We start from the raw sequence: 23,151 nt of genomic DNA, 5'->3' as shown, positions 1-23,151 counted from the left end.
AAGGCCTTAGCCTTGCCACTGTAATTTTTCACGTAAACGGACCACTTCACCAATAATAGTTAAAGTGGGTGCTTGAATTTGATGTGCGCTGATTTGACTGACAATATCGGCTAAAGTGCCAACCACAACTTTTTGCTCAGGTGTTGTGCCTTTAGACACCAACGCCACCGGCATATCAGGACGTTGACCATATTCAATTAAGCGCTGACAAATTTTCTCTAAGCCCACCAAGCCCATATACAGCACAAGGGTTTGATTTTCATACACCAACTCTTGCCACGGCAATTCAGGTGAGCCTTCTTTTAAATGCCCCGTTAAAAAACGTACGCTTTGTGCATAGTCACGATGGGTCAAAGGAATACCTGCATAGGCAGAACAGCCTGATGCAGCAGTAATGCCCGGCACCACTTGAAATGGCACACCTGCAGCAAACAGCTCTTCAATTTCTTCGCCACCACGCCCAAAGATAAATGGATCACCGCCTTTTAAGCGACAAACACGTTTACCTTGTTGCGCATATTTGACCAACAAGGCGTTAATACCTTCTTGTGGCACAGCATGATTAGCACGCGCTTTACCCACATAGACTTTTTCTGCATCACGGCGACACAAGTCCATAATTGGCTGCGACACCAAACGATCGTAAATCACCACGTCAGCTTGTTGCATTAAACGTAAAGCTTTTAAAGTCAGTAGCTCAGGGTCACCCGGACCTGCACCCACTAAATACACTTCGCCTTTTGGCGTTTGCCATGTGTTTAAAGCCTGCTCAATTAAACGCTCAGCTTCAACTACATTATCACTAAACACCTGTTCTTTAAGTGGACCTGCATACAGGTCTTCCCAAAAAATACGACGTTCATCCGGATTGACAATTTTGGCTTTAACACGCGTACGCCATTGACCTGAAAATGCGGCCAATTTTCCCATACCATGTGGAATCGTGCTTTCTAGTTGGGTACGAATTTGGCGCGATAAAACTGGCGATGTGCCGTTACTGGCAATTGAAATCACCAAAGGCGAACGATCTACAATCGCAGGCACCATAAAACGGCAATGGGGTGGATCATCGACACTATTGACCAAGATATTGTGCGCTTCACATACCTCAAACACTGCTTGGTTAACATCGGCTTGATCGGTTGCGGCAATCACTAAACGATAATGCGCAAGAGGAAAATCTGTACTAAAAGGCGCTTCAATATATTGACCCAGACTTTGGCTGACCAATTCACGTAAATTGTCTTCAATATCAGGTGAAACTACATCAATACATGCACCGGCTTTTTGCAGCAGCAGCGCTTTACGGTAGGCAATATGTCCACCACCGACAATCAAACAAGGTTGCTGTTGCAACTTTAAAGAGATGGGAAAGATATCCACGGCGAGCCTCTCAAGATTTGTCTTTGATTGTCCAAAAAATTACGATGCCCTATAGGCATCGTAATCACAAAATTAAACCTGCTTAGTCAATGAATTCTAAGCCGCCCATATACGGACGTAATACTTGCGGAATTTCAATTGAACCATCAGCGCGTTGGTAGTTTTCCATCACTGCCAATAAAGTACGACCCACAGCCAAACCTGAACCGTTTAGAGTGTGCACAAATTCAGTTTTCTTTTGATCAGCGCGGTAACGTGCTTTCATACGACGTGCTTGGAAGTCACCCATGCATGAACATGATGAAATTTCACGGTAGGTATTTTGGCTTGGTACCCACACTTCTAAGTCATAGGTTTTAATCGCGCCAAAACCCATATCACCGCCACATAACACTACTTTACGGTACGGTAAACCGAGTGCTTTTAAGATGCCTTCTGCATGACCGGTTAATTCTTCTAACGCGTCCATTGAGTGCTCAGGCTTTACAATTTGCACCATCTCAACTTTGTCAAATTGATGCTGACGGATTAAACCACGCGTATCACGACCATAAGAACCCGCTTCACTACGGAAACATGGCGTATGCGCTGCATATTTGAGTGGTAAACGCTCAGGATCAATAATCTCATCACGTACAAAGTTAGTCACTGGCACTTCAGCGGTCGGGATTAAATAGAATTCTTTTTCACCTTGTAATTTGAATAAGTCTTCTTCAAATTTAGGTAATTGACCTGTACCACGTAATGATTCAGCATTAACCAAATATGGCACATATGCTTCGGTATAACCGTGATTTAGGGTATGCGTATCGAGCATAAATTGGGTTAAAGCACGTTGTAGACGCGCCAAAGACCCTTTTAATACGCTAAAGCGAGAACCGGTCAATTTAGTTGCTGTTTCAAACTCTAAACCGCCCATCCACTCGCCAAGGTCGGTATGATCTTTAATTTCAAAATCAAACTGACGCGGTGTGCCCCATTTTAACACTTCAACGTTATCATTTTCGTCACGACCTTCAGGTACAGACTCATGTGGTAAGTTTGGAATGTTTAAAGACTTTTCTTCAAGCTCGGTTTGCAATTGAGCCAATGCTTGTTCAGCGGCTTTGATTTCATCACCAATCGCGGCCATACGCGCCATGATTTCAGAGGCATCGCCACCTGCTTTTTTAAGCTGACCGACTTGTTTGGCACCCGCATTACGTTCTGCTTGTAAAGTTTCAGCTTTTGACTGAATCTCTTTACGGCGTGCTTCTAAATCCGCCCATTCTGCCACATCAAGCTGTACACCACGTTTTGCTAAGGCTAAATTTACAGCCTCAATATTATTTCTGAGTAATTTCGGGTCGATCATAGCCAATCTTTAAAAGAAAAAAACTGCCTATAGTGTAAGCTGTTCAACGCAAAAAATACAGTAATCACGCTTGCTTGCTGTGTCTTATTACAACAATTGCCCCATTTTTAAGGTTTCATATCACTTGGCAAACTTGGTAAATATTCAGGCTTAATAATGTCAGATAAAGCGCTATAGGGAATATGTAGTTCGGTCATACCCTCGCTATAGTTGCCTAATTCAAAAACTGGATACACCAAGGTGAAGCCTTGTGCTGCAAAATAAAAATTGTCACTGAGTTTGAGTTGCTCAGCTTCAATCTGACGTACTTTAAGCCATGCTTCATTGTGACGATATAACAAGCTCAATAAAGCTGCCTGCTGATTTTTTTGCAATACATCACTGAGCGCTAAACGCTGTTGTAGATTTAAATCTAAATTGACATATTCTTGATGCAATAGACTGTGCGGCAAATGCGTGCCAGAGCTATTACTTTGCAAAGTAAACAAAGCCAACTGATTTCTTTGCGCAATATAACTGACAAAGTGCTGATGATGCGCCAATGAGGCTGGCTCATTTAAATCAGGTACAATCCGCTGTTGCGCTATATCAAAGGCTTTGGGTGCAAGTTGGGTTAAACGTTTTACAAAGTAAGCATCAATCCATGGCAAGTTGGTGTGTACCGTGTGCAAGTTATAACGCTCACAACCTTCTGACTCACAGACTTCAGCGCGTGGTAGATTCATCTGTATACTTTGACTACTCAACAGCACCACTTTAGCGGCTTCGGGTTTTGGGTCACTTGGATGCGGTGCATGTTTAGGCTGACATGCCGTCAGTAAAACTGTTAAGCCCATCATCATCCACACTGCAACTTTTTGCATGACACCACAATCTCTAGCCAAAACGAAGCCACACTATAGCGTCCAAAAAAATTCCATGCTAAAAAATGCAGCTCAATGTGCCATTTTTTAAACAAAAAGAGCAGCTCATAGGCTGCTCTTTTGGCACATACAACTTACTGCTCAATAATGTCTGTACCTTTAGGCGGGGTAAAGTTAAAAGTAGACGCCGGAATTTTGGCATTCACTTTGACATTATTGAAACGTACATGCGTGGTTTGACCCAATGAATCTTGCAAGATCATTAAGGTCGGTGCATTTTTAGCGCCAAAGCTAATGGTTAAGCTTTGAAATGCACCCTCTTTGTCTTTTGGATATAAGGTGTAATAGGTTTTGGTTTTATCAGGCTGCGAAATACGATAGGCCTGCTGAATTTGTGTGGTATTACCTGACAATAATAAAGCTGGAGTATTGGCCACTTGCTCATCGAGGTTTTGACGAATGGCTTGTTGTAAATCAGGATCATAAATCCAAACCGTGCGCCCAGTACTCACAATCGTTTGCTTAACAGGGCTATTAATTTGCCAAGAAAACTTGCCCGGACGCTCAACTTGCATGACCCCTTTAAAAGTTTGGTTCATGTGTTGTGCCGATAAACCTTTATTTTGATTGGCTTTACCTGACGTTTTTGTACTTTGTTCAAAGTTAGCCGTTAAACTTTGAATGGCGCTGAGTTGTTTGACTAAATTTTGGGTCGCCACTTGTTCAGTTGCAGGGGCTGCATAGGTAGTAGTGACCATTAACGGTGTCAGGCTGATTGCACCGACTGCCATTGCACTGAGTGTTTTCGCTAACAAATTCATCTGATCACGCTTATGTTGTTAAGTATTTATGTCATGTTAAACCAAATAGCATTGCTAATTTAGGAGAAAATCAGCAGTTTTGTTGTTTTATGTCTAAAAAGAAGCTGCTTTTATCCATCATGATGTAGAGGCATAAAAAAACCCGCAACAAGTGCGGGCTTTTTTTCTATTAAAACTTACGCTTCAACAGATACGTAGCGACGGCCAAATTGACCTTTCACTTCGAATTTGATTACGCCGTCAGCAGTAGCAAATAAAGTATGGTCACGGCCCATACCTACGTTTGTACCAGCGTGGAATTCAGTACCACGTTGACGAACGATAATGTTACCAGCAGTCACAGATTGACCGCCGTACATTTTAACACCTAGCATTTTAGGATTTGAGTCACGACCGTTTTTAGTCGAACCACCGGCTTTTTTAGACGCCATTTCAATATACTCCTAGAATTAGCCTGCGATCGCAGTAATTTTCAACTCAGTGAACCATTGACGGTGACCTTGTTGCTTACGATAGTGCTTACGACGACGCATTTTAACAATACGGATTTTGTCGTGACGACCGTGGCTAACAACTTCAGCAGTTACAGTAGCGCCAGCAACAACTGGAGCACCGATTTGAATGCTTTCGCCGTTTACAAGCATTAATACGTCATCAAACGTAATAGATGCGCCAACTTCAGCTTTCAATAATTCAACTTTAAGGGTTTCACCCTCAACAACACGGTGCTGTTTACCACCGGTTTGGATTACTGCGTACATAATGTACTCCAAAAGACCCGTGTGTCCGTGCCAATAAACAACATATTGAACTTCAAACGGACGCCACTGGGGATTATACGAAGCGAAGAATTTTAAGTGATATTGGACTAAACAACAAGCCATTTTACATAAAATATTGTGCCAAGAAAAAGGCAGCTTTGGTTAAAATTCCTGTTACTATTTGACCAAAGCAGGTGATTTTGTGTAAGTTTCACCGACTGAAATAGATTTTTAATGCTGCCTGATTTTACTCAAGTCAAACCCAAAGCGTTTATATTGAGTTGAAATGGGCTAAAAATGGCGGTTTTTCGAGCGCGTTGCATCAATGCAAAGGGTTTGCCAATGCCCTCTTTGCGATAAATTGTTACACTATCTTTGCAATTTTATATTTATAGAGGTTTGTCTTTCATGGCCATCGACTTTAAGCAAGATATTCTCGCTCCTGTTGCTCAAGACTTTGCTGCGATGGATACCTTTATTAACGAAGGCATTACCTCAAAAGTCGCACTTGTAATGGCAGTGAGTAAACATGTGGTAGAAGCGGGTGGCAAACGTATGCGCCCGATTATGTGTTTATTGGCGGCTAAAGCCTGTGGTGTAACTGACCTAGAACCGCATCGTCGTTTAGCGGCCATTATCGAGATGCTACATACAGCAACGTTGGTACATGATGATGTAGTGGATGAATCAGGTTTACGTCGTGGTCGTCCCACCGCCAATGCCACATGGAACAATCAAACCGCCGTTTTGGTGGGTGATTTTTTAATTTCACGTGCCTTTGACTTATTGGTAGATTTAGACGATTTAAAGTTACTCAAAAACTTCTCGACCGGTACTTGTGAGATTGCCGAAGGTGAAGTATTGCAATTGCAATCGCAACATCAACCCGATACCACAGAGCACACCTATTTAGCCATTATTCATGGTAAAACTTCACGCCTGTTTGAAATGGCGACCGAAGGCGCAGCGATTTTAGCCAAAAAACCTGAATATGCTTTGGCGTTAAAGAAATTTGCAGGTCACTTTGGCAATGCATTTCAAATCATTGACGATATTTTAGATTACACCTCAGATGCCGAAACTTTGGGTAAAAATATTGGTGATGATTTAATGGAAGGTAAACCGACCCTGCCACTTATTGCAGCTTTAAAAAATACCCAAGGCGATGAACATGCCATTATTCGTAAAAGTATTGCCACAGGCGGTACAGAACACTTAGAACGCGTGATTTCAATTGTGCAGCAATGTGGTGCTTTAGAGTATTGCCGCCAACGCGCCACCGAAGAAACTGAAGCTGCCATTGCCGCCTTACTTGAATTGCCTGAATCTCAATCACGCCAAGCATTAATGAATTTGTCGCATTTAGCGCTCCATCGTATTCAATAAGTTGCGTATGCAGACCACATTAAATCATATCTTATTAAACATGCAGCAGCAGCTCGACGCACGCGGGCTGCTCGATGACCAATTACTGATTGATCTCGTCAATCGTTTGCGCCCTGATGACCCACATAATGTGCAAGAAATTCATCAAAATTTAAATAAGCTGATGCAAAGTTTGTTACTTACCCCTTATGCGGTGAGTACCTTACAAAGCTTTATCTTACGTTTAATTAGCCAATACAAACAAAGCAGCTTGTATGCCGACACCGGTATTTTGTCGCAAGATGGATTTTGGAATCAGTTATTTAAACGTTTAGGTGCACATTTTTTACCTTTAATCCCTGATGCTACACAATTACAACAATTATTACGTCGGGTATTTCATCAACGCAGCGACCGTGATTGGCTAGATCATATTCGTGACCAACAGTGGCAACGTCTGTGTAATATTTTGTCGCAAGGTCACAGTAATCAAGCACAAAAAAATCAAATTCAAAGTGAACTGATTAAAGCGGTCACGGTATTGTCCTACCGTATTAGTGGCATTGGTTTGTATCCAGAATTTATTGATGCTTATCCTGAACTGACAGAATATGAGTCGCCTTTTTTAGTGCAAAACCGTGAAATCATTGATTTTATTCGTCACTATAAAGATTTACACCGTAATAGCCAACAGATGATGGTAATTGCTCCACCCGATGCAGCCCAAGCGTTGGTGATGATTGAGCAATGCCACGATGTGGTGCAAAAAATTCGCCGCTCAACCAAACGTATTGGTGTAAGTGTTAGTCTCACCTACTTATTAACGCTACTTGAGCAATGTTTAGAACGCTTAGAATTGTTGCTTAATTTGATTGTTGAAGATGAGCCTGTACGTTTTAAATTGCTTAAAGAATTATTGGTTGAAGTGATTGCCACCAGCTACGATGAGCTAAGTGTACGCTCATTACTGACGACCAATAGCGAATTAATTGCGCTACAAGTCACTGAAAATGCGAGCAAAACGGGCGAGCATTATGTCAGTAGCGACAAACAAGGCTTTTTTGGCATGTATAAGTCAGCCGCAGGTGCTGGTGTCATCATTGCCATTATGGCCACTTTAAAAACCTTAATGGCACGCGTGTCTATGGCGCCATTAATGCAAGCTTTAAGTTATAGCCTCAATTATTCCTTAGGCTTTATGCTGATTCATGTACTGCATTTTACCGTGGCCACCAAGCAACCTGCCATGACCGCAGCCGCTTTGGCCTCTACGGTACAACGCGGTAAAGGCTCAAAAATGGCGCAATTGGCAGAACTTGCCGCCTTAATTGTCAATATTATTCGTACACAATTTATTGCCATTTTGGGCAATATCTCGATTGCCATTCCGACAGCTGCTTGCATTGCTATGTTTTGGGACTTGGCTTTACATGAACCCCTGATGACGCATGCCAAAGCGGCCAAAACATTGCATGATTTAAATCCATTTACCTCACTTGCTGTGCCACATGCTGCCATTGCAGGGGTATTTTTGTTTTTATCGGGTTTACTTGCAGGTTATTACGACAATATGGCGGTGTACCGTAAGATTGGTCCACGTTTAAAAGCCCATCGTCGTTTAAAAGCGCTGTTAGGCGAGGCGCGTTTGTATCGTTTTGCCGATTATGTGCAGCGTAATTTTGGAGCCTTAGCTGGTAATTTCTTATTTGGAATTATGCTTGGTAGTATGGGAACCATTGGCTTTTTACTGGGTTTACCTTTAGATATTCGGCATATTGCGTTTGCCTCGGCCAATTTTATTCAAGGGCTACTCACCATTAACCAACCTGATTTAGGCTTGGTGATTGTATCTTTGTTAGGCGTGTTACTGATTGGTTTAACCAACTTGTTTGTTAGTTTTACTTTAACCGTTATTGTAGCCCTACGCGCCCGTCGGGTACGCTTTGAACAATGGCAACCTTTAGCTAAATTGGTGCTCATGCATTTTGTCACTCGCCCAAGTGATTTCTTTTGGCCACCCAAACAAGCCATCGCGATTGAACAAGAATTACAAAAAAAATCTGGTACATCTTAATCTTTAACCGTAAAACTTTTAAACATTGACTGTCCTGTGTGGCTTTGATCTTTGCTTGAAAAGAAGTGTACTGACAAGTACACTTTGTCGTTGAAGATTCGCCACACAATCACTGGTTGCCACATACAGGGGGCAATTTATGTCTTACCACCTACTCATTTTGGGTTGTTCGTTGGTATTTTTTAGTCTCGTGCTGATTCAAACCCCATCTTTACAGCCCATTGATTTGGCTGTTGTAGCGTGGGTGAGTGAGCAACGGAGCGAGACCTTAAATTACATTGCACAAACTTTGTCATTTTTAGGTGGCATGCCTGCGTTATTATTTTTTGCCACGCTTTGGTGTACTGCCCTTGCTTGGTATAAAAAATACGCCATGATCGCTTTCATTGTATTTGGACTAATCGGCAGTATTGCCTGTGCATGGTTACTCAAATACGCCTTTGATTTAGCCCGCCCACCAGAAATTTATCATCTGGTCAATAGCTATGGAGCGTCGTTTCCAAGCGCGCATAGTTTTTATGCAGCAAGTTTAGCTGTCTTGATACTTTTTGTGACCCAACAGCATCCTAAAAGGTTTTATATTGGCCTTATGGCGGTGCTGTGGTTATTGATCATGGGCATATCAAGGGTGTACTTAGGCGTGCATTACCCATCTGATGTGTTGGCCGGTTGGGGTATGAGTTTGATCTGGATGAGCCTGCTGTATGGATTTGGCAAATTTCAATTTAACTTAAAACAAAATTTTAAATAAACATCTTAATTGAGGTGGAATAATGAGGTCTGCAAAGCTTTGGGCACCTGCCCTCACTGCTTGCGCATTGGCAACAAGTTTAGTACTTGTTGGCTGTAGCAAAGACGAAGACAAACCAGCAGCCGCTGCACAGCAGCAAATGCCACCAACTCAGGTCGGTGTTTTGGTTGCTCAACCGCAAAGTATTGAACAGTCGGTTGAATTGTCTGGTCGTACCACAGCCTTTGAAGCGTCTGAAGTGCGTCCACAAACCAATGGCGTGATTTTAAAACGTCTGTTTGCTGAAGGCAGCTATGTGCGTGAAGGTCAAGCCCTTTACGAAATTGATTCAAGAAGTAACCGTGCGAGTGTCGATAGCGTGCGTGCGGCTTTAGCACGTCAACAAGCCAACTTAAACGTGTTACGTGTTAAAGAAGGTCGTTATCGTCAATTGGTCGGTTCAAACGCCATTTCTAAACAAGAATATGACGATGCTTTTGCACAAGTAAAATTGGCTGAAGCTGATGTGGCTGCCACCCAAGCTGAATTGCGTAATGCTGAAATTAACTTAGGTTATTCTATCGTTCGTGCGCCAATTTCAGGTCAAACCAACCGTTCGACGGTGACAGCAGGCGCATTAGTGACTGCCAATCAAGCCGATCCTTTGGTAACGATTCAACGTCTTGATCCAATTTATGTGGATATTAATCAATCGAGTGCTGAACTGTTACGTTTACGTCAACAGCTGTCACAAGGTAGCTTAAATACCTCCAACAACACCACGGTAAAGCTCAAGCTTGAAGATGGCAGTGACTATCCTGTAGAAGGTCGTTTGGCCTTTGCTGATGCCAGCGTTAATCCAGACACAGGTACAGTCACGTTACGTGCAGTGTTCCCAAACCCGGACTATTTATTGCTTCCGGGCATGTTTGCTACGGCAAAAATTGTGCAAGGTGAAGTACCCAATGCTTATTTGATTCCGCAAGCTGCAATTAGCCGTACCCCAACAGGTCAAGCTATGGCAATGCTGGTGGGTGCAGATGGCAAAGTGGTCAGTCGTCCTGTGACCACCAGTGGTACACAAGGCAACGCTTGGATTGTTACCGAAGGTCTTAACCCAGGTGATAAAGTCATTGTGGATGGTATTGCCAAAGTCAAACCAGATCAGCAAGTGGTAGCCAAGCCTTACCAAGCGCCAACTGCTGCCCCACAAGCACCGGCTCAAGGTCAAGCTCCAGCAGCCCCTGCCAGCGAAGCACAATCAGCACCTGAACCAAAAGCGCAAGCTTAAGAGGTAACGATGGCTCAATTTTTTATTCATCGCCCCATTTTTGCTTGGGTGATTGCATTGGTGATTATGCTGGCGGGGATTTTAACCCTCAGCAAAATGCCCATTGCACAGTATCCGACCATCGCGCCGCCCACTGTAACGGTTTCTGCAACCTATCCGGGTGCATCTGCTGACACTGTAGAAAATACCGTGACACAGATTATCGAACAACAGATGAACGGTTTAGATGGTTTACGTTATATTTCATCAAACAGTGCCGGTAACGGTCAGGCTTCTATTACCTTGAACTTTGATCAAGGTATAGATCCTGATATTGCCCAAGTTCAAGTTCAAAACAAATTACAATCAGCGACTGCCTTATTGCCTGAAGATGTACAACGCCAAGGGGTACGTGTTACCAAATCTGGCGCAAGCTTCTTACAAGTTTTAAGCTTTTACTCACCCGATGGTGAGCTGACTGCCAATGACATTAAAGACTATGTCAACTCCAACATTTCTGAACCGCTAAGTCGTGTGGCAGGTGTAGGTGAAGTCCAAGTCTTTGGTGGTTCATACGCCATGCGTATTTGGCTTGACCCTGCCAAAATGGCCAGTCTAAAAGTGACCCCAAGTGATGTATCTAACGCAATTCGCACGCAAAATTCGCAAGTGGCGGTGGGTCAATTGGGTGGTGCACCAGCAGCGCCGGGGACTGTACTAAATGCCACAGTCACAGCACAAAGCCTGTTACAAACCCCTGAACAATTTGCCAATATCTTCTTAAAAAATACAGCTGATGGCGCACAAGTGCGTTTAGGTGATGTGGCAAAAGTGGAATTGGGTGCAGATAACTATCAGTTTGATTCAACTTACAACGGCAAACCTGCCGGTGGTGTGGCAATTAAACTGGCCACTGGTGCCAATGCTTTAGATACCGCACAAGCTGTTGAAGCACGTTTACAAGAATTACGTCCCAACTACCCAACTGGTTTAAAAGACGAACTTGCCTTTGACACCACGCCATTTATTGAACTTTCCATTAAAAGTGTGGTGAAGACCTTAATCGAAGCGATTATTTTGGTGTTCATTGTCATGTTCTTGTTCTTACAAAACTGGCGTGCCACCATTATTCCAACCATGGCTGTGCCTGTGGTGGTCTTGGGTACGTTTGCCGTGATTAACGTGTTTGGCTTTAGTGTTAACACTTTAACCATGTTTGCGATGGTCTTGGCGATTGGTCTATTGGTCGATGACGCAATTGTGGTGGTCGAGAACGTAGAACGTGTGATGGTCGAGGATCATTTAGATCCTGTGACTGCAACCGAAATCTCGATGAAACAGATTTCAGGCGCCTTAATCGGGATTACCTCGGTGCTGTCTGCGGTGTTTGTACCGATGGCATTCTTTGGTGGTACTACAGGCGTGATCTATCGTCAGTTCTCCATCACCCTTGTCACGGCGATGGTGTTATCACTGATTGTAGCGCTCACCTTTACTCCAGCTTTGTGCGCCACCATGCTCAAACAGCATGATCCAAACAAAGCGCCAAGCAATGGTATTTTTGCACGTTTCTTCCGTTGGTTTAACCAAAGCTTTGACAAGCTAGCAGACAAATACCAAGGCGGCGTCAATCGCATGACCCACAACAAGATCTTCTCTGGTGCCATTTATGCAGTGGTGTTGGTAGGGATCGTGGTGTTGTTCCAAAAACTACCTTCGTCTTTCTTACCCGAAGAAGACCAAGGCGTGGTGCTCACTTTAGTACAGTTACCACCAAACGCGAGTTTGGAACGTACCGGTGAAACCATGACTGCCATGACTAACTTCTTCTTAGAAAATGAAAAAGACAGTGTGGCATCGGTGTTTAGTGTGGCAGGCTTCTCATTTGCAGGGGTCGGTCAAAACGCGGGTATGGCGTTTATTAAACTTAAAGATTGGTCAGAACGTACTTCACCTGAAACTCAAGTGGGCGCGATTATTGGGCGTGGTATGGCACTCAACATGTTGGTGCAAGATGCCACCTACATTATGCCATTACAACTTCCGGCTATGCCTGAACTTGGGGTCAGCGCAGGCTTTAACTTACAGCTCAAAGACTCAGCCGGTCATGGACATGCCAAGTTAATTGAAGCGCGTAACATGATCTTAGGTATGGCTGCACAAGACCCTCGTCTTGCTGGTGTTCGTCCTAATGGTCAAGAAGATACGCCTCAATACCGTGTGATTGTCGATCATGCACAAGCTGGCGCCATGGGTGTCAGCATTGCAGAGATTAACAGCACCATGGGCATTGCATGGGGTGGTTCATACGTGAACGACTTCATTGACCGCGGTCGTGTGAAAAAGGTGTATGTTCAAGGTCAATCTGACTCACGTATGCAACCTGAAGATTTAGATCAATGGTATGTACGTAATAACAAAGGCGAGATGATTCCATTCTCAGCATTTGCAACAGGCGAATGGACCTATGGTTCACCACGTTTAGAGCGTTATAACGGCTTATCATCGGTCAACATTCAAGGTACACCAGCACCAGGGGTAAGCTCGGGTGACGCGATGATTGCCATGGAAGAAATTGTGGCAAAATTACCACAAATGGGCGCAACGGGTTACGACTTTGAATGGACAGGTTTATCGCTTGAAGAACGTGAATCAGGCGCGCAAGCTCCATTCTTATATGGCTTATCACTGCTGATTGTATTCTTGTGTTTAGCAGCTTTGTATGAAAGTTGGTCCATTCCATTTTCAGTGTTATTGGTGGTGCCGCTTGGTATTATCGGGGCACTTGGCTTAACTTTTGGTGGCATGATCTTGCTGGACAATCCAAATCTGTCCAATAACATCTACTTCCAAGTGGCGATTATTGCAGTGATTGGTTTGTCGGCTAAAAATGCCATCTTGATTGTGGAATTTGCCAAAGAGTTGCAAGAAAAAGGTGAAGATCTATTTGATGCCACCTTACATGCAGCAAAAATGCGTTTACGTCCAATCATTATGACCACCTTAGCCTTTGGTTTTGGTGTACTGCCGCTTGCCTTATCTTCAGGTGCCGGCGCAGGTAGCCAACATTCAGTGGGTTATGGTGTATTAGGCGGTGTAATCACATCAACATTGCTCGGGATTTTCTTTATTCCAGTGTTCTATGTATGGATTCGTAGCATCTTTAAATACAAGCCGAAGCCACAACGTACGGAGAATCTTTCTTAATGCACACTCTATGGTCTATTACCGGCCGTGGTATTGCCTTGTCTGCATTAGCGCTTGCTTTGACCGCGTGTCAAAGCATGCGTAACCCAGAACCACAAGTGCAAACCACCACTTTGGCAAGCAGCTATGTTGCACCTGCAAGCGGTCCATCCATTGCTGAGCAAGGCTATAAAGATTTCTTTGCCGACCCGCGTTTGGCACAAGTCATTGACTTAGCTTTAAACAATAACCGTGATCTACGTATTGCAGCACTCAATATCCAACGTGCCCAGCAAACTTATCAAATCACTGAAAACAACCAACTGCCAAGCATTGGTGTTAGCGGTAGTGTATTGCGTCAAGATACCGTTGCCAATGGCAAACCCATGACCAGCTACAATGTGGGTTTAGGGGTCACAGCCTACGAGCTTGATTTTTGGGGTCGCGTGCGCAGCTTAAAAGACAATGCACTGGATACTTATTTGGCAACAGCAAGTGCGCGTGATGCCACTCAAATTGCGTTGGTGGGTCAAGTGGCGCAAGCGTGGCTGAGTCATTCTTTTGCCTCTGCCAATTTAAGCCTCGCGGAACAAACCCTAAAATCACAGCTTGAAGCATATAACCTGAACAAAAAGCGTTTTGATGTTGGAATCGACAGCGAAGTGCCAGTACGTCAGGCACAAATTTCAGTTGAAACTGCACGTAATGATGTGGCGCAATATAAAACTCAAGTGACACAAGCGAAAAACTTGTTGAACTTGTTGGTGGGTGAAAATGTGCCAAGTAACTTATTGCCTAATCAACGTGTGATACGTGTTACTGCTACCGAGCGTTTAGCTTCAGGTTTACCAAGTGATTTACTCAATAACCGTCCGGATATTCGTGCGGCAGAGTATCGTTTATCTGCTGCAGGTGCCAATATTGCCGCAGCCAAAGCGCGTATGTTCCCGACCATTAGCTTAACGGGTTCGGCAGGTTACGGCTCACGCGAACTTGATGATTTATTTAAATCAGGTTCATTTGTATGGTCATTTGGTCCAAGCCTTGACATCCCACTTTGGGATTGGGGCACGCGTAAAGCTAACATTAAGATTTCAGAAACTGATCAGCAAATTGCAGTCTCGGATTATGAAAAATCCATTCAAACTGCATTTCGTGAAGTAAATGATGCCTTAGCAGTCCGCCAAAATATTGGCGAGCGTTTGGCAGCACAACGCCGTTTGGTTGAAGCCACCAGTAAAACCTATCAACTTTCGCAAGCACGTTTCCGTGCAGGGATTGATGGTTACTTAACTGTGCTAGATGCGCAACGTACCAACTACAGCGCGCAACAAGGTTTATTATTGTTAGAGCAAGCCAACTTAAACAACCAAGTTGAATTGTATAAAACCTTAGGTGGTGGTTTAAAAACCTATTCAAGCGATCAAATTATCGCGCCAACTTCATCGGCTGAACGAGCAACTGAAGCTAAAAACTAAACAACTTTAAAAAAAAGCTCACCTTGTGTGGGCTTTTTTTATGCCACAATATTTCAAGCATACTTTGTATTTTAGGTATACTGCATGTATTGATATTCACTTGATTATTAGACGTATTACCATGAAAAAATCCATGCTTTTAGTGCTGACAACAGGTTTGGTTTTAACCGCATGTCAACCCCAATCTCAAAGCACAGACACCACAACAAGCACCAATACTATTCCTTTAATTCAAGCTCAAACCACACCTGTGAGCTTAAGCAAAGATCAAGTTTGTCATTTAGAAACACCTGAAGAGTCGGCAAGCTGTACCAAATACCATCTACAAAGCATTAAAACCAATGTGCCTTGGATTGATCAATACTTTCATGAGCGCTTAAAACAAGAACACAAAGAAGCCTTTGACCCAGCCCCTTTACCAGAGGTCACCCTCGATCCTGAATTGCCCTCAACCAACTACAGCACCGCTTCGGTACGTTATGTGTCACAGCATTATCAGCTAGCAACCTTTGAATATTTTAGCGATTATTTCCCTGCAGGTGCCGCACACGGTATGCACCATGTCGATTATGTGGTGTTTGATTTAAAGCAAAAACAACGCTTAACTCTCAATGACATTGTTGTTCCTGCACAAAAAGAAGCCTTAAAAGCAGAATTGTTTGACTACAATAGTGAATGGCTCGAGCAACGTCATATTGCGCTTAAAGACTTTGAACTGAGCAATAATTTTTATTTTGGTGCAAGCGGTTTAGTGTTTGTTTATCCTGTGTATGAACTTGCCTCTTATGCTGAAGGCATCAGTGAACTCAAGTTGCCTTATTGGGCGTTAAAAGACAAAATTTTGGCACAATATCTGCCACAATTGCCTGAATCAAGCGAAGAGATTTACCAATAAAATTCTTAAATTTTTATAAAAATGGAACTGTATCATGTTGTTAAGTAATTTAGAGTCAATGCCCGGCTACCGTGTTCAGCGCCAAATAGATGTGGTGTATGGCAGCACCGTGCGTAGTAAACATGTGGGACGTGATTTATTGGCAGGATTAAAAAATATTGTTGGGGGTGAGCTGACCGCCTATACCGAGCTGCTTGAAGAATCACGTCAAGAAGCGATGGAGCGTATGATTGCTAAAGCACAAAGCTTAGGTGCCAATGCTGTGATTGGGATTCGTTTTTCAACCTCCAATATTGCCCAAGGTGCGTCCGAGTTATTTGTCTATGGTACAGCTGTTGTGGTTGAGCCAATTGTGCCTAAACTGCCTGATCCATTTGCGAGCTAAATCATGGAAAACCTGTTGTTTCAATTGGCAGTATTTGTGGTGTTGTTTAGCGTAGGTTTTGCCTTTGGTCGCTATAATGAACGCAAACATTTGGCCGAACTTGAGGTCAATGAAGCACGCTTAGCCTACATCACCACCGACAATCAACGCATGCTCACCACCGATCAACCCGGACAATTGGTCAGTAGTAATGTGGTGATCTCGCATGATTATTTTAAGTTTGTCTTAGCCAGTATCCAAAACTTTTTTGGCGGACGCTTATATAGCTATGAAAGCATTTTAGAACGCGCCCGACGTGAAGCAGTGGTGCGCTTAAAATTACAAGCCGAAAAAGCCGGCGCTACGCATATTATGGGCTTGCGTTTAAGCACCACTGAAATGGGCATGCAAGGCAGTATGGTTGAAGTGTTTGCCTATGGCACAGCCATTGGCGTCTCACAAGCGCATGACTAAAGCGCTGTTTTCATTATTTTGAACAATGCTATGACACCAAAGTGGCTGCATTGTATTTCACAAAATTGATGCATGTATGAATACCAGTTGAATTGTCTTATACATGAGATTCTAAGCAACGTTGCAACAGCATTCTTTTCAAGCCTCTTCAATGCTAAAATCGTTTTTTAAATCGCTGTATAGCCTTGCATGATGATCAACACGCTAAACATTTATAGTTTAATTATCCCCTGTTTAGTGTTGTGCTTGAGCCTCACCACATTTTGTATCGCCTATCAAAAAAAATTAGAGCAGTGTGTGGTGAGCTATGCAATCGCTTTGTTTTTAATGGGGATCACAACTTTACTCAATAGCAGTTTATCGGCCCAATTTCTGACCAACTTTGCAAGTGGCTTAGCCCTCATTTATTTTAGTGCCTGTATCTGGCATGCCAAAGCCTTATACGCACGTTTACATATCGCCTTTTCTTGGCAACGCTGTGTCACTTGGATGTTCCTTGGGATCGGCGGTGTTTATTTTTTCTCACAAGTTCATGTTGAAGAAAGCTTGCGTATTTTAATGGTGTCTGTCACCACCATTCTCATTTACCTGCATCGTCCTCGATTATTTTTAGCCGCTAAAACGCGCTTTAAAGTGGATACTTATCTTAAAAATTGTACTTATCTGATGCTAGGTGTGGTGCTGTTACGCGGTACTTACATTTTATCTGTGAGCTTAAATGAAACCTATATTACGCAACACACGTGGTTATGGGCCGTCACTCAATTTTTTATTATGCTGATTCATTTGGTGTTTTTTAGTTTATTTATCGCAAGTTCAATTGTTGACTCGATGAATAAGCTCAAACGGGAGCATATTTTAGATCCGCTTACAGGACTACTCAATCGACGCGGTTTTCGTCTTTATATCACCAAAATCAAACCGCCTTCTACCCAACAACATGCCATTTTAATGGCTGATTTAGATTACTTTAAAAAGATTAATGACCAATATGGCCATCATTTGGGTGATTTAGCATTGCAACACGTCAGTCGTATTTTGCAAAACAGCATGCGTAGCCAAGACAAAGTTTCTCGCATTGGGGGCGAAGAGTTTGTCATTATATTAGAAAATCTTGCCCAACAAGAGGCGTATGCCATTGCCGAGCGGATTCGCCACAGCATTGCGTACACGCCAATTTTATATCAAGGTCAAAGCATCCACTTGTCAGTGAGTATTGGCATGAGTTTTTTTACCCAAGCCCAGCAAGTAGATGCAGCATTGTTAGATGCTGACCAACTGCTGTACGATGCGAAAAAAATGGGGCGCAATCAAGTGCAATATAGCGAATTTCGCTATATGGAAGGCACTCGTTAAATCTTATTTGACTTTAATATTGCGAATCATTTTATATAAAATGTGCGGCGATAAACGCGATACCCACACACCCAACTTTTCTTTCAAGCCTCCCACCACCACATACTCTTGCCCCTCTGCCAAGGCTTTTAACACCACTTGGGCAAATTCATCTGCATTTAGCCCATTTTCGATGGCAGTGTCTTGATAACCTTGTGGTTGACCTTCGCCATTTAACGCATTAAATGACACATTGGTTTTCACAAAGCCCGGAAACACCACCGACACTTTAACCCCATGTTCTGCCACTTCAGCACGTAAGCTGTTGGCCCACATATGAATTGCAGCTTTAGCCGCCGAATACGTGGCGCGATACTGCGTCCCCAATAAGCCTGCCACACTGGATATAAACACAATACGTCCAGTTTTTTGCTGCAAAAAGGTCGGTAATACGGTTTTGGTTAAAAACACCTGCGAAAAATAATCCACTTCCATAATGGCGCGTTCGGTATGCATCGTGGTATCGGTAATTAAGGCGCGTTGGCTTAAACCGGCATTATTAATTAATAGATCAATACGCCCTTTATGTTGCAGTACTTCAGCATAAGCGTGTCGCATTTGGGATTCATTGGTCACATCAGCGCTCATCACCAAATGACGCTCGGGATGTTTTAAACTTTGCCGTACTTGTTCTAAGACTTCCCCACGGCGTGCAGTTAAAATGACTTGTGCATCTTGCTCGGCAAAGGCTTTGGCCAGTGCCTCACCTAAACCGGATGAAGCACCGGTAATCCACACCACTTTATGCGCAAAACACTGTTGTGCTGTCATAATTTGATCCTTAATTTTTTTGCGGAATAAATTGTAAAAAATGCTGTAAATAAGCTTGGGCTTGCTCAGGGTTAAGTTGTTTCCCCATTTTTTCTAAACGCTTATAACCTAATTGTGTAGTGAGTCCAATCACGCCTGCCAAGCTTTTATCCACCATAAAGTTAAACTTTAATTTTTTCTTTGGATTACGGACCAATTGCGTTACCCCTTGGTCAATAATATCTACAATCAGACCAAAGGCTTGCACGATCTCTTGAGATGAATGTAAGTGTTGGCTGTACCCACGCAATTGTCTGGCTAAATGTGACGAAATTGGATATTTAAGCCAAATTTTCCCGTCAGTAAATGACATCATCTGCCCTAAATCATCGATTAAAGAGCTTAAGCGTTCATGGTTAAGCAGTTGCATAGACCATGGCAAATGTTTAGCAATGCTTGCCTTAATCTGCTCGACGGTATGTTCAGATTCAAATTGCTGTTGATTAGCTGAAATTTGACTTAAAAACCCAAACACTTGCTCCACCACCTGACAAGCAATCTCGGCTAAATTCTCCCCCACCGCTTGAGCCAAATTGTCGCTTTTTGATTGTTTTAATAGTTGTTGTAATTCTAAAAAACGTCGATAGGTGACAGGCTGCACATTCAATTGCACTAACTCATCCATAAATTGCCTCGTATTGCTTGTTGTTGTGTGGAGAACTTGGCTTCAAGCATAGGCGAAGTTTTTCGATAAACCAATTGCATAAACTTTGATTTTGCTGCATGCCGCATGTGCAGATTTTTTGCTACAATGGCTACAATTTTTATCCACTTTTGAACTGTTCGAACTATGACTGATTCAGCGCAAAATATCGCGACAACATACGATCCGACTGAGATCGAGAAAAAATGGTACCAAACTTGGGAAGAGCGTGGTTACTTTAAGCCGTCTGAAAAAGGCGAGTCTTTTTGTATCATGATTCCGCCACCAAACGTCACGGGTAACTTGCACATGGGTCATGGCTTTAACAATGCCATTATGGATGCCCTCACTCGCTTTAACCGTATGTCGGGTAAAAATACCCTATGGCAACCGGGAACCGACCACGCAGGTATTGCAACGCAAATGGTGGTTGAGCGTCAATTGGGCGCACAAGGTGTCAGCCGTCATGATTTAGGTCGTGAAAAATTCATTGAAAAAGTCTGGGAATGGAAAGAACAATCAGGCGGTAACATTACCAACCAAATCCGTCGTTTAGGCTCATCTGTAGATTGGTCACGTGAACGCTTTACCATGGATGACGGTTTATCAAACGCGGTAAAAGAAGTGTTTGTAAAACTACACGAAGATGGTTTGATCTATCGTGGTAAACGCCTCGTAAACTGGGATCCTAAATTACAAACAGCTTTGTCTGATTTAGAAGTTGAGTCAGATAAAGAAGAACAAGGTTCACTGTGGCACTTTAAATACTTCTTTGAAGATAAAGCACTGCGTACCCACGATGGTAAAGATCACATTGTTGTCGCCACCACGCGTCCTGAAACATTGTTAGGTGATACCGCTGTTGCTGTTGCACTTGATGATGAACGCTATGCACATTTGGTCGGTCAAAACATCATCCTACCAATTACAGGTCGTGCTGTTCCAATCGTTAAAGACGAATATGTAGACAAAGAATTTGGTACAGGCTGTGTAAAAATCACCCCTGCGCATGACTTCAACGACTATGAAGTGGGTAAACGTTGCGAATTGCCAATCATCAACATCTTCAACAAAAATGCTGAAGTGCTTGCTGAGTTTGAATACATTGCAAAAGCGGGCGAGCAAATTTCTAAAACGATTCCTGCACCTGCGGACTATGTTGGTTTAGAGCGTTTTGAAGCACGTAAAAAATTAGTAGAACAAGCTGAATCTGAAGGCTGGTTAGACCAAATTCAACCGTACACATTGAAACCACCTCGCGGTGACCGTTCGGGTGTAATCGTTGAGCCACTTCTTACAGACCAATGGTATGTAAAAATTGCACCGCTTGCCAAACCTGCCATTGATGCAGTTCAAGACGGTCGTATTAAGTTTGTGCCTGAACAGTACAGCAATATGTATATGGCTTGGATGAATAACATTCAAGACTGGTGTATTTCGCGTCAATTGTGGTGGGGTCACCGTATTCCGGCTTGGTACGATGCAAACGGCAATGTTTATGTGGGTCGTGACGAAGCTGAAGTACGTAGCAAAAACAACATCCCTGCCGATGTTCAACTCGATCAAGATGAAGATGTATTGGATACATGGTTCTCGTCAGGTCTTTGGACATTCTCAACTTTAGGTTGGACAGGTGACGCTGCCAAAGATAAAGACAACTACTTCTTAAATACTTTCCACCCAACTGACGTTCTTGTTACTGGTTTTGACATCATTTTCTTCTGGGTTGCCCGCATGATCATGATGACCATGCACTTCATGAAAAATGAAGATGGTACGCCACAAGTGCCTTTTAAAACGGTATACGTACATGGTTTGGTACGTGATGGCGAAGGTCAGAAGATGTCTAAATCTAAAGGTAACGTACTTGACCCGTTAGATTTGATTGACGGTGTAGATTTAGAAACGTTGGTACAAAAACGTACCACAGGTTTAATGAACCCGAAACAAGCATCTAAGATTGAAAAATCAACCCGTAAAGAATTCCCTGAAGGGATTCAAGCTTACGGTACCGATGCAGTTCGTTTCACATTCTGTGCGCTGGCCAACACTGGTCGTGATATCAAATTTGATATGAAGCGTGTGGAAGGTTACCGTAACTTTGCCAACAAGATTTGGAACGGTACGCGTTTTGTGATGATGAACGTGGAAGGTCAAACGGTCGGTCAAACTGCACGTCCTGATCTTTGGGAATTGCCTGAACAATGGATCGTGAGCCGTCTACAAAAAGCCACGGCTGCGGTACAAACTGCCTTTGCAACTTACCGTTTAGATTTAGCCGCACAAGCCATTTACGAATTTATTTGGAATGAATACTGCGATTGGTATGTCGAGCTGACTAAACCTGTATTAAATGACGAAAACGTATCGGAAGAGCGTAAAGCTGAAGTACGTCGTGTTCTTCTGTCAGTGATGGAAGCATCGTTACGCCTTGCGCATCCGTTAATGCCGTATTTAACCGAAGAAATTTGGCAAACCCTTGCGCCAAAACTTGGCATGAGTGGCGAAACCATTATGTTGGCGCAATACCCAACTGTAGATGACGCTTTCTTAAATGACCAAGCCGAAGCAGATATGCAATGGTTACAAGGTTTAATTGGTGCGGTACGTAATATCCGTGGTGAGATGGGCTTAGGTAATGCACGTTTATTGCCTGTGTTATTACAAAACACCACCGATGCAGAAAAAGCCCAAATCACCCGTATTGAAGCGTTGTTTAAAGCATTGGCTAAAGTTGAGAGCATTACCTTCTTAGGCACAGATGAACAACCACCATTGTCATCGTCTTCTGTAGTGGGTCATGTGTCTGTATTTGTGCCAATGAAAGGTTTAATTGACCCGAAAGCGGAATTGGGGCGTTTGCAAAAAGACTTAGACAAGGTTCAAAAACAGCATGACCAAATTGCAACTAAACTTGGTAATGAAGGTTTTGTGGCAAAAGCACCTGCGGCTGTGGTTGAAGGCGAGAAAGTGAAACTTGCTGAGTTTGCTGACCAGTTAGCGAAGATTAAAGCGAATATGGAGCAAATTGCAGCGCTTTAATGTGTTGTTAATTTAACCAAATTTGTAGTATAAAGGGCTGATTATTCAGCCCTTTATTTTATTATGAGCAAAATTAGTTTTTTATATTATGAAAGTAAGAAAATTGAGCTAAAAGAAAGAAATTTAGTAATTACGGGGGAAAATGGCTCTGGAAAAACTCGTTTTCTAAGTTGACAAAAATAACTAATCATGCGAAAAAGTTTTTTTAGTTAACAGATGTTCACACATGCCTCGAATTGTTTC

The 23,151-nt window shown here is 43.0% G+C and carries 19 protein-coding genes and 1 pseudogene; 12 read left to right on the top strand and 8 right to left on the bottom strand.

The features are described 5' to 3' along the window. Positions 1 to 6 precede the first annotated feature (6 nt). The 6 genes from cysG to rplU all read right to left on the bottom strand — a co-directional run bounded on the left by cysG (position 7) and on the right by rplU (position 5,182). Positions 7 to 1,383: a siroheme synthase CysG gene (cysG, locus tag Q0017_RS07885; protein ID WP_298145020.1), complete on the bottom strand. Its 1,377-nt coding sequence runs from the start codon at positions 1,381 to 1,383 to the stop codon at positions 7 to 9. Positions 1,384 to 1,465: 82 nt separating this feature from the next. Next, positions 1,466 to 2,737, bottom strand: coding sequence for a serine--tRNA ligase (serS, locus tag Q0017_RS07880; protein WP_298145018.1), 1,272 nt, complete (start codon positions 2,735 to 2,737; stop codon positions 1,466 to 1,468). 107 nt (positions 2,738 to 2,844) lie between these two features. Then, positions 2,845 to 3,600: an RsiV family protein gene (locus Q0017_RS07875; RefSeq protein WP_298145016.1), complete on the bottom strand. Its 756-nt coding sequence runs from the start codon at positions 3,598 to 3,600 to the stop codon at positions 2,845 to 2,847. A gap of 134 nt (positions 3,601 to 3,734) precedes the next feature. Next, on the bottom strand, positions 3,735 to 4,421 hold the full coding sequence (gene lolA / locus Q0017_RS07870; protein WP_298145012.1) for an outer membrane lipoprotein chaperone LolA: 687 nt from the start codon (positions 4,419 to 4,421) through the stop codon (positions 3,735 to 3,737). Between the two features lie 176 nt (positions 4,422 to 4,597). Then, positions 4,598 to 4,852 carry a 50S ribosomal protein L27 gene (gene rpmA, locus Q0017_RS07865; RefSeq protein WP_297424657.1) on the bottom strand — a complete coding sequence of 85 codons (255 nt, stop codon included), beginning with the start codon at positions 4,850 to 4,852 and terminating at the stop codon, positions 4,598 to 4,600. 18 nt (positions 4,853 to 4,870) lie between these two features. Then, positions 4,871 to 5,182, bottom strand: coding sequence for a 50S ribosomal protein L21 (rplU, locus tag Q0017_RS07860; protein WP_297424653.1), 312 nt, complete (start codon positions 5,180 to 5,182; stop codon positions 4,871 to 4,873). Between the two features lie 408 nt (positions 5,183 to 5,590). Here rplU and sdsA point away from each other — a divergent pair, with 408 nt between their 5' ends. The 10 genes from sdsA (at position 5,591) to Q0017_RS07810 (ending at position 18,374) form a co-directional block, all read left to right on the top strand. Then, positions 5,591 to 6,568 carry an All-trans-nonaprenyl-diphosphate synthase gene (sdsA, locus tag Q0017_RS07855; protein WP_298145008.1) on the top strand — a complete coding sequence of 326 codons (978 nt, stop codon included), beginning with the start codon at positions 5,591 to 5,593 and terminating at the stop codon, positions 6,566 to 6,568. A 7-nt stretch (positions 6,569 to 6,575) separates the two neighbouring features. Continuing rightward, positions 6,576 to 8,621 carry a site-specific recombinase gene (locus Q0017_RS07850; protein WP_298145005.1) on the top strand — a complete coding sequence of 682 codons (2,046 nt, stop codon included), beginning with the start codon at positions 6,576 to 6,578 and terminating at the stop codon, positions 8,619 to 8,621. Between the two features lie 139 nt (positions 8,622 to 8,760). Continuing rightward, on the top strand, positions 8,761 to 9,372 hold the full coding sequence (locus tag Q0017_RS07845) for a phosphatase PAP2 family protein (protein WP_298145002.1): 612 nt from the start codon (positions 8,761 to 8,763) through the stop codon (positions 9,370 to 9,372). Between the two features lie 22 nt (positions 9,373 to 9,394). Beyond that, positions 9,395 to 10,642, top strand: a complete 1,248-nt coding sequence (locus Q0017_RS07840; RefSeq protein WP_298145000.1) for an efflux RND transporter periplasmic adaptor subunit — start codon at positions 9,395 to 9,397, stop codon at positions 10,640 to 10,642. Between the two features lie 9 nt (positions 10,643 to 10,651). Further along, positions 10,652 to 13,828, top strand: coding sequence for an efflux RND transporter permease subunit (locus Q0017_RS07835; protein ID WP_298144997.1), 3,177 nt, complete (start codon positions 10,652 to 10,654; stop codon positions 13,826 to 13,828). Further along, complete coding sequence (gene adeK / locus Q0017_RS07830; protein ID WP_298144994.1) at positions 13,828 to 15,285, top strand: multidrug efflux RND transporter AdeIJK outer membrane channel subunit AdeK; 1,458 nt, start codon at positions 13,828 to 13,830, stop codon at positions 15,283 to 15,285. Before Q0017_RS07835 ends, adeK begins: the two co-directional genes overlap by 1 nt. 100 nt (positions 15,286 to 15,385) lie before the next feature. Further along, positions 15,386 to 16,180, top strand: a complete 795-nt coding sequence (locus tag Q0017_RS07825) for an RsiV family protein (protein ID WP_298144991.1) — start codon at positions 15,386 to 15,388, stop codon at positions 16,178 to 16,180. A 34-nt stretch (positions 16,181 to 16,214) separates the two neighbouring features. Continuing rightward, positions 16,215 to 16,565: a YbjQ family protein gene (locus Q0017_RS07820; protein ID WP_297424629.1), complete on the top strand. Its 351-nt coding sequence runs from the start codon at positions 16,215 to 16,217 to the stop codon at positions 16,563 to 16,565. A 3-nt stretch (positions 16,566 to 16,568) separates the two neighbouring features. Continuing rightward, a complete protein-coding gene (locus Q0017_RS07815) occupies positions 16,569 to 17,018 on the top strand; it encodes a YbjQ family protein (protein ID WP_298144988.1) in 450 nt (149 codons plus the stop codon). A gap of 300 nt (positions 17,019 to 17,318) precedes the next feature. Then, the gene (locus tag Q0017_RS07810) at positions 17,319 to 18,374 is read left to right on the top strand and encodes a GGDEF domain-containing protein (RefSeq protein WP_298144986.1); all 1,056 of its coding nucleotides are present in this window, start codon (positions 17,319 to 17,321) and stop codon (positions 18,372 to 18,374) included. A 3-nt stretch (positions 18,375 to 18,377) separates the two neighbouring features. Here the strand turns inward: Q0017_RS07810 and Q0017_RS07805 are convergent, their stop codons facing one another. Next, on the bottom strand, positions 18,378 to 19,184 hold the full coding sequence (locus tag Q0017_RS07805) for an SDR family oxidoreductase (protein WP_298144983.1): 807 nt from the start codon (positions 19,182 to 19,184) through the stop codon (positions 18,378 to 18,380). A 10-nt stretch (positions 19,185 to 19,194) separates the two neighbouring features. Continuing rightward, positions 19,195 to 19,848, bottom strand: a complete 654-nt coding sequence (locus Q0017_RS07800) for a hypothetical protein (RefSeq protein ID WP_298144981.1) — start codon at positions 19,846 to 19,848, stop codon at positions 19,195 to 19,197. A gap of 165 nt (positions 19,849 to 20,013) precedes the next feature. Between Q0017_RS07800 and Q0017_RS07795 the strand changes: the two genes are divergently transcribed. Further along, the gene (locus tag Q0017_RS07795; RefSeq protein WP_298144978.1) at positions 20,014 to 22,908 is read left to right on the top strand and encodes a valine--tRNA ligase; all 2,895 of its coding nucleotides are present in this window, start codon (positions 20,014 to 20,016) and stop codon (positions 22,906 to 22,908) included. A 63-nt stretch (positions 22,909 to 22,971) separates the two neighbouring features. Next, positions 22,972 to 23,076: pseudogene (locus Q0017_RS07790) on the top strand (hypothetical protein); the annotation flags it as partial. Between the last annotated feature and the right edge of the window lie 75 nt (positions 23,077 to 23,151).

It is taken from the genome of uncultured Acinetobacter sp., from assembly GCF_947624825.1.
In the GTDB taxonomy this organism is placed as follows: Bacteria; Pseudomonadota; Gammaproteobacteria; order Pseudomonadales; family Moraxellaceae; genus Acinetobacter.
Note: the sequence above shows the minus strand (reverse complement) of the source record. Positions and strands in the feature narration are given on the sequence as shown.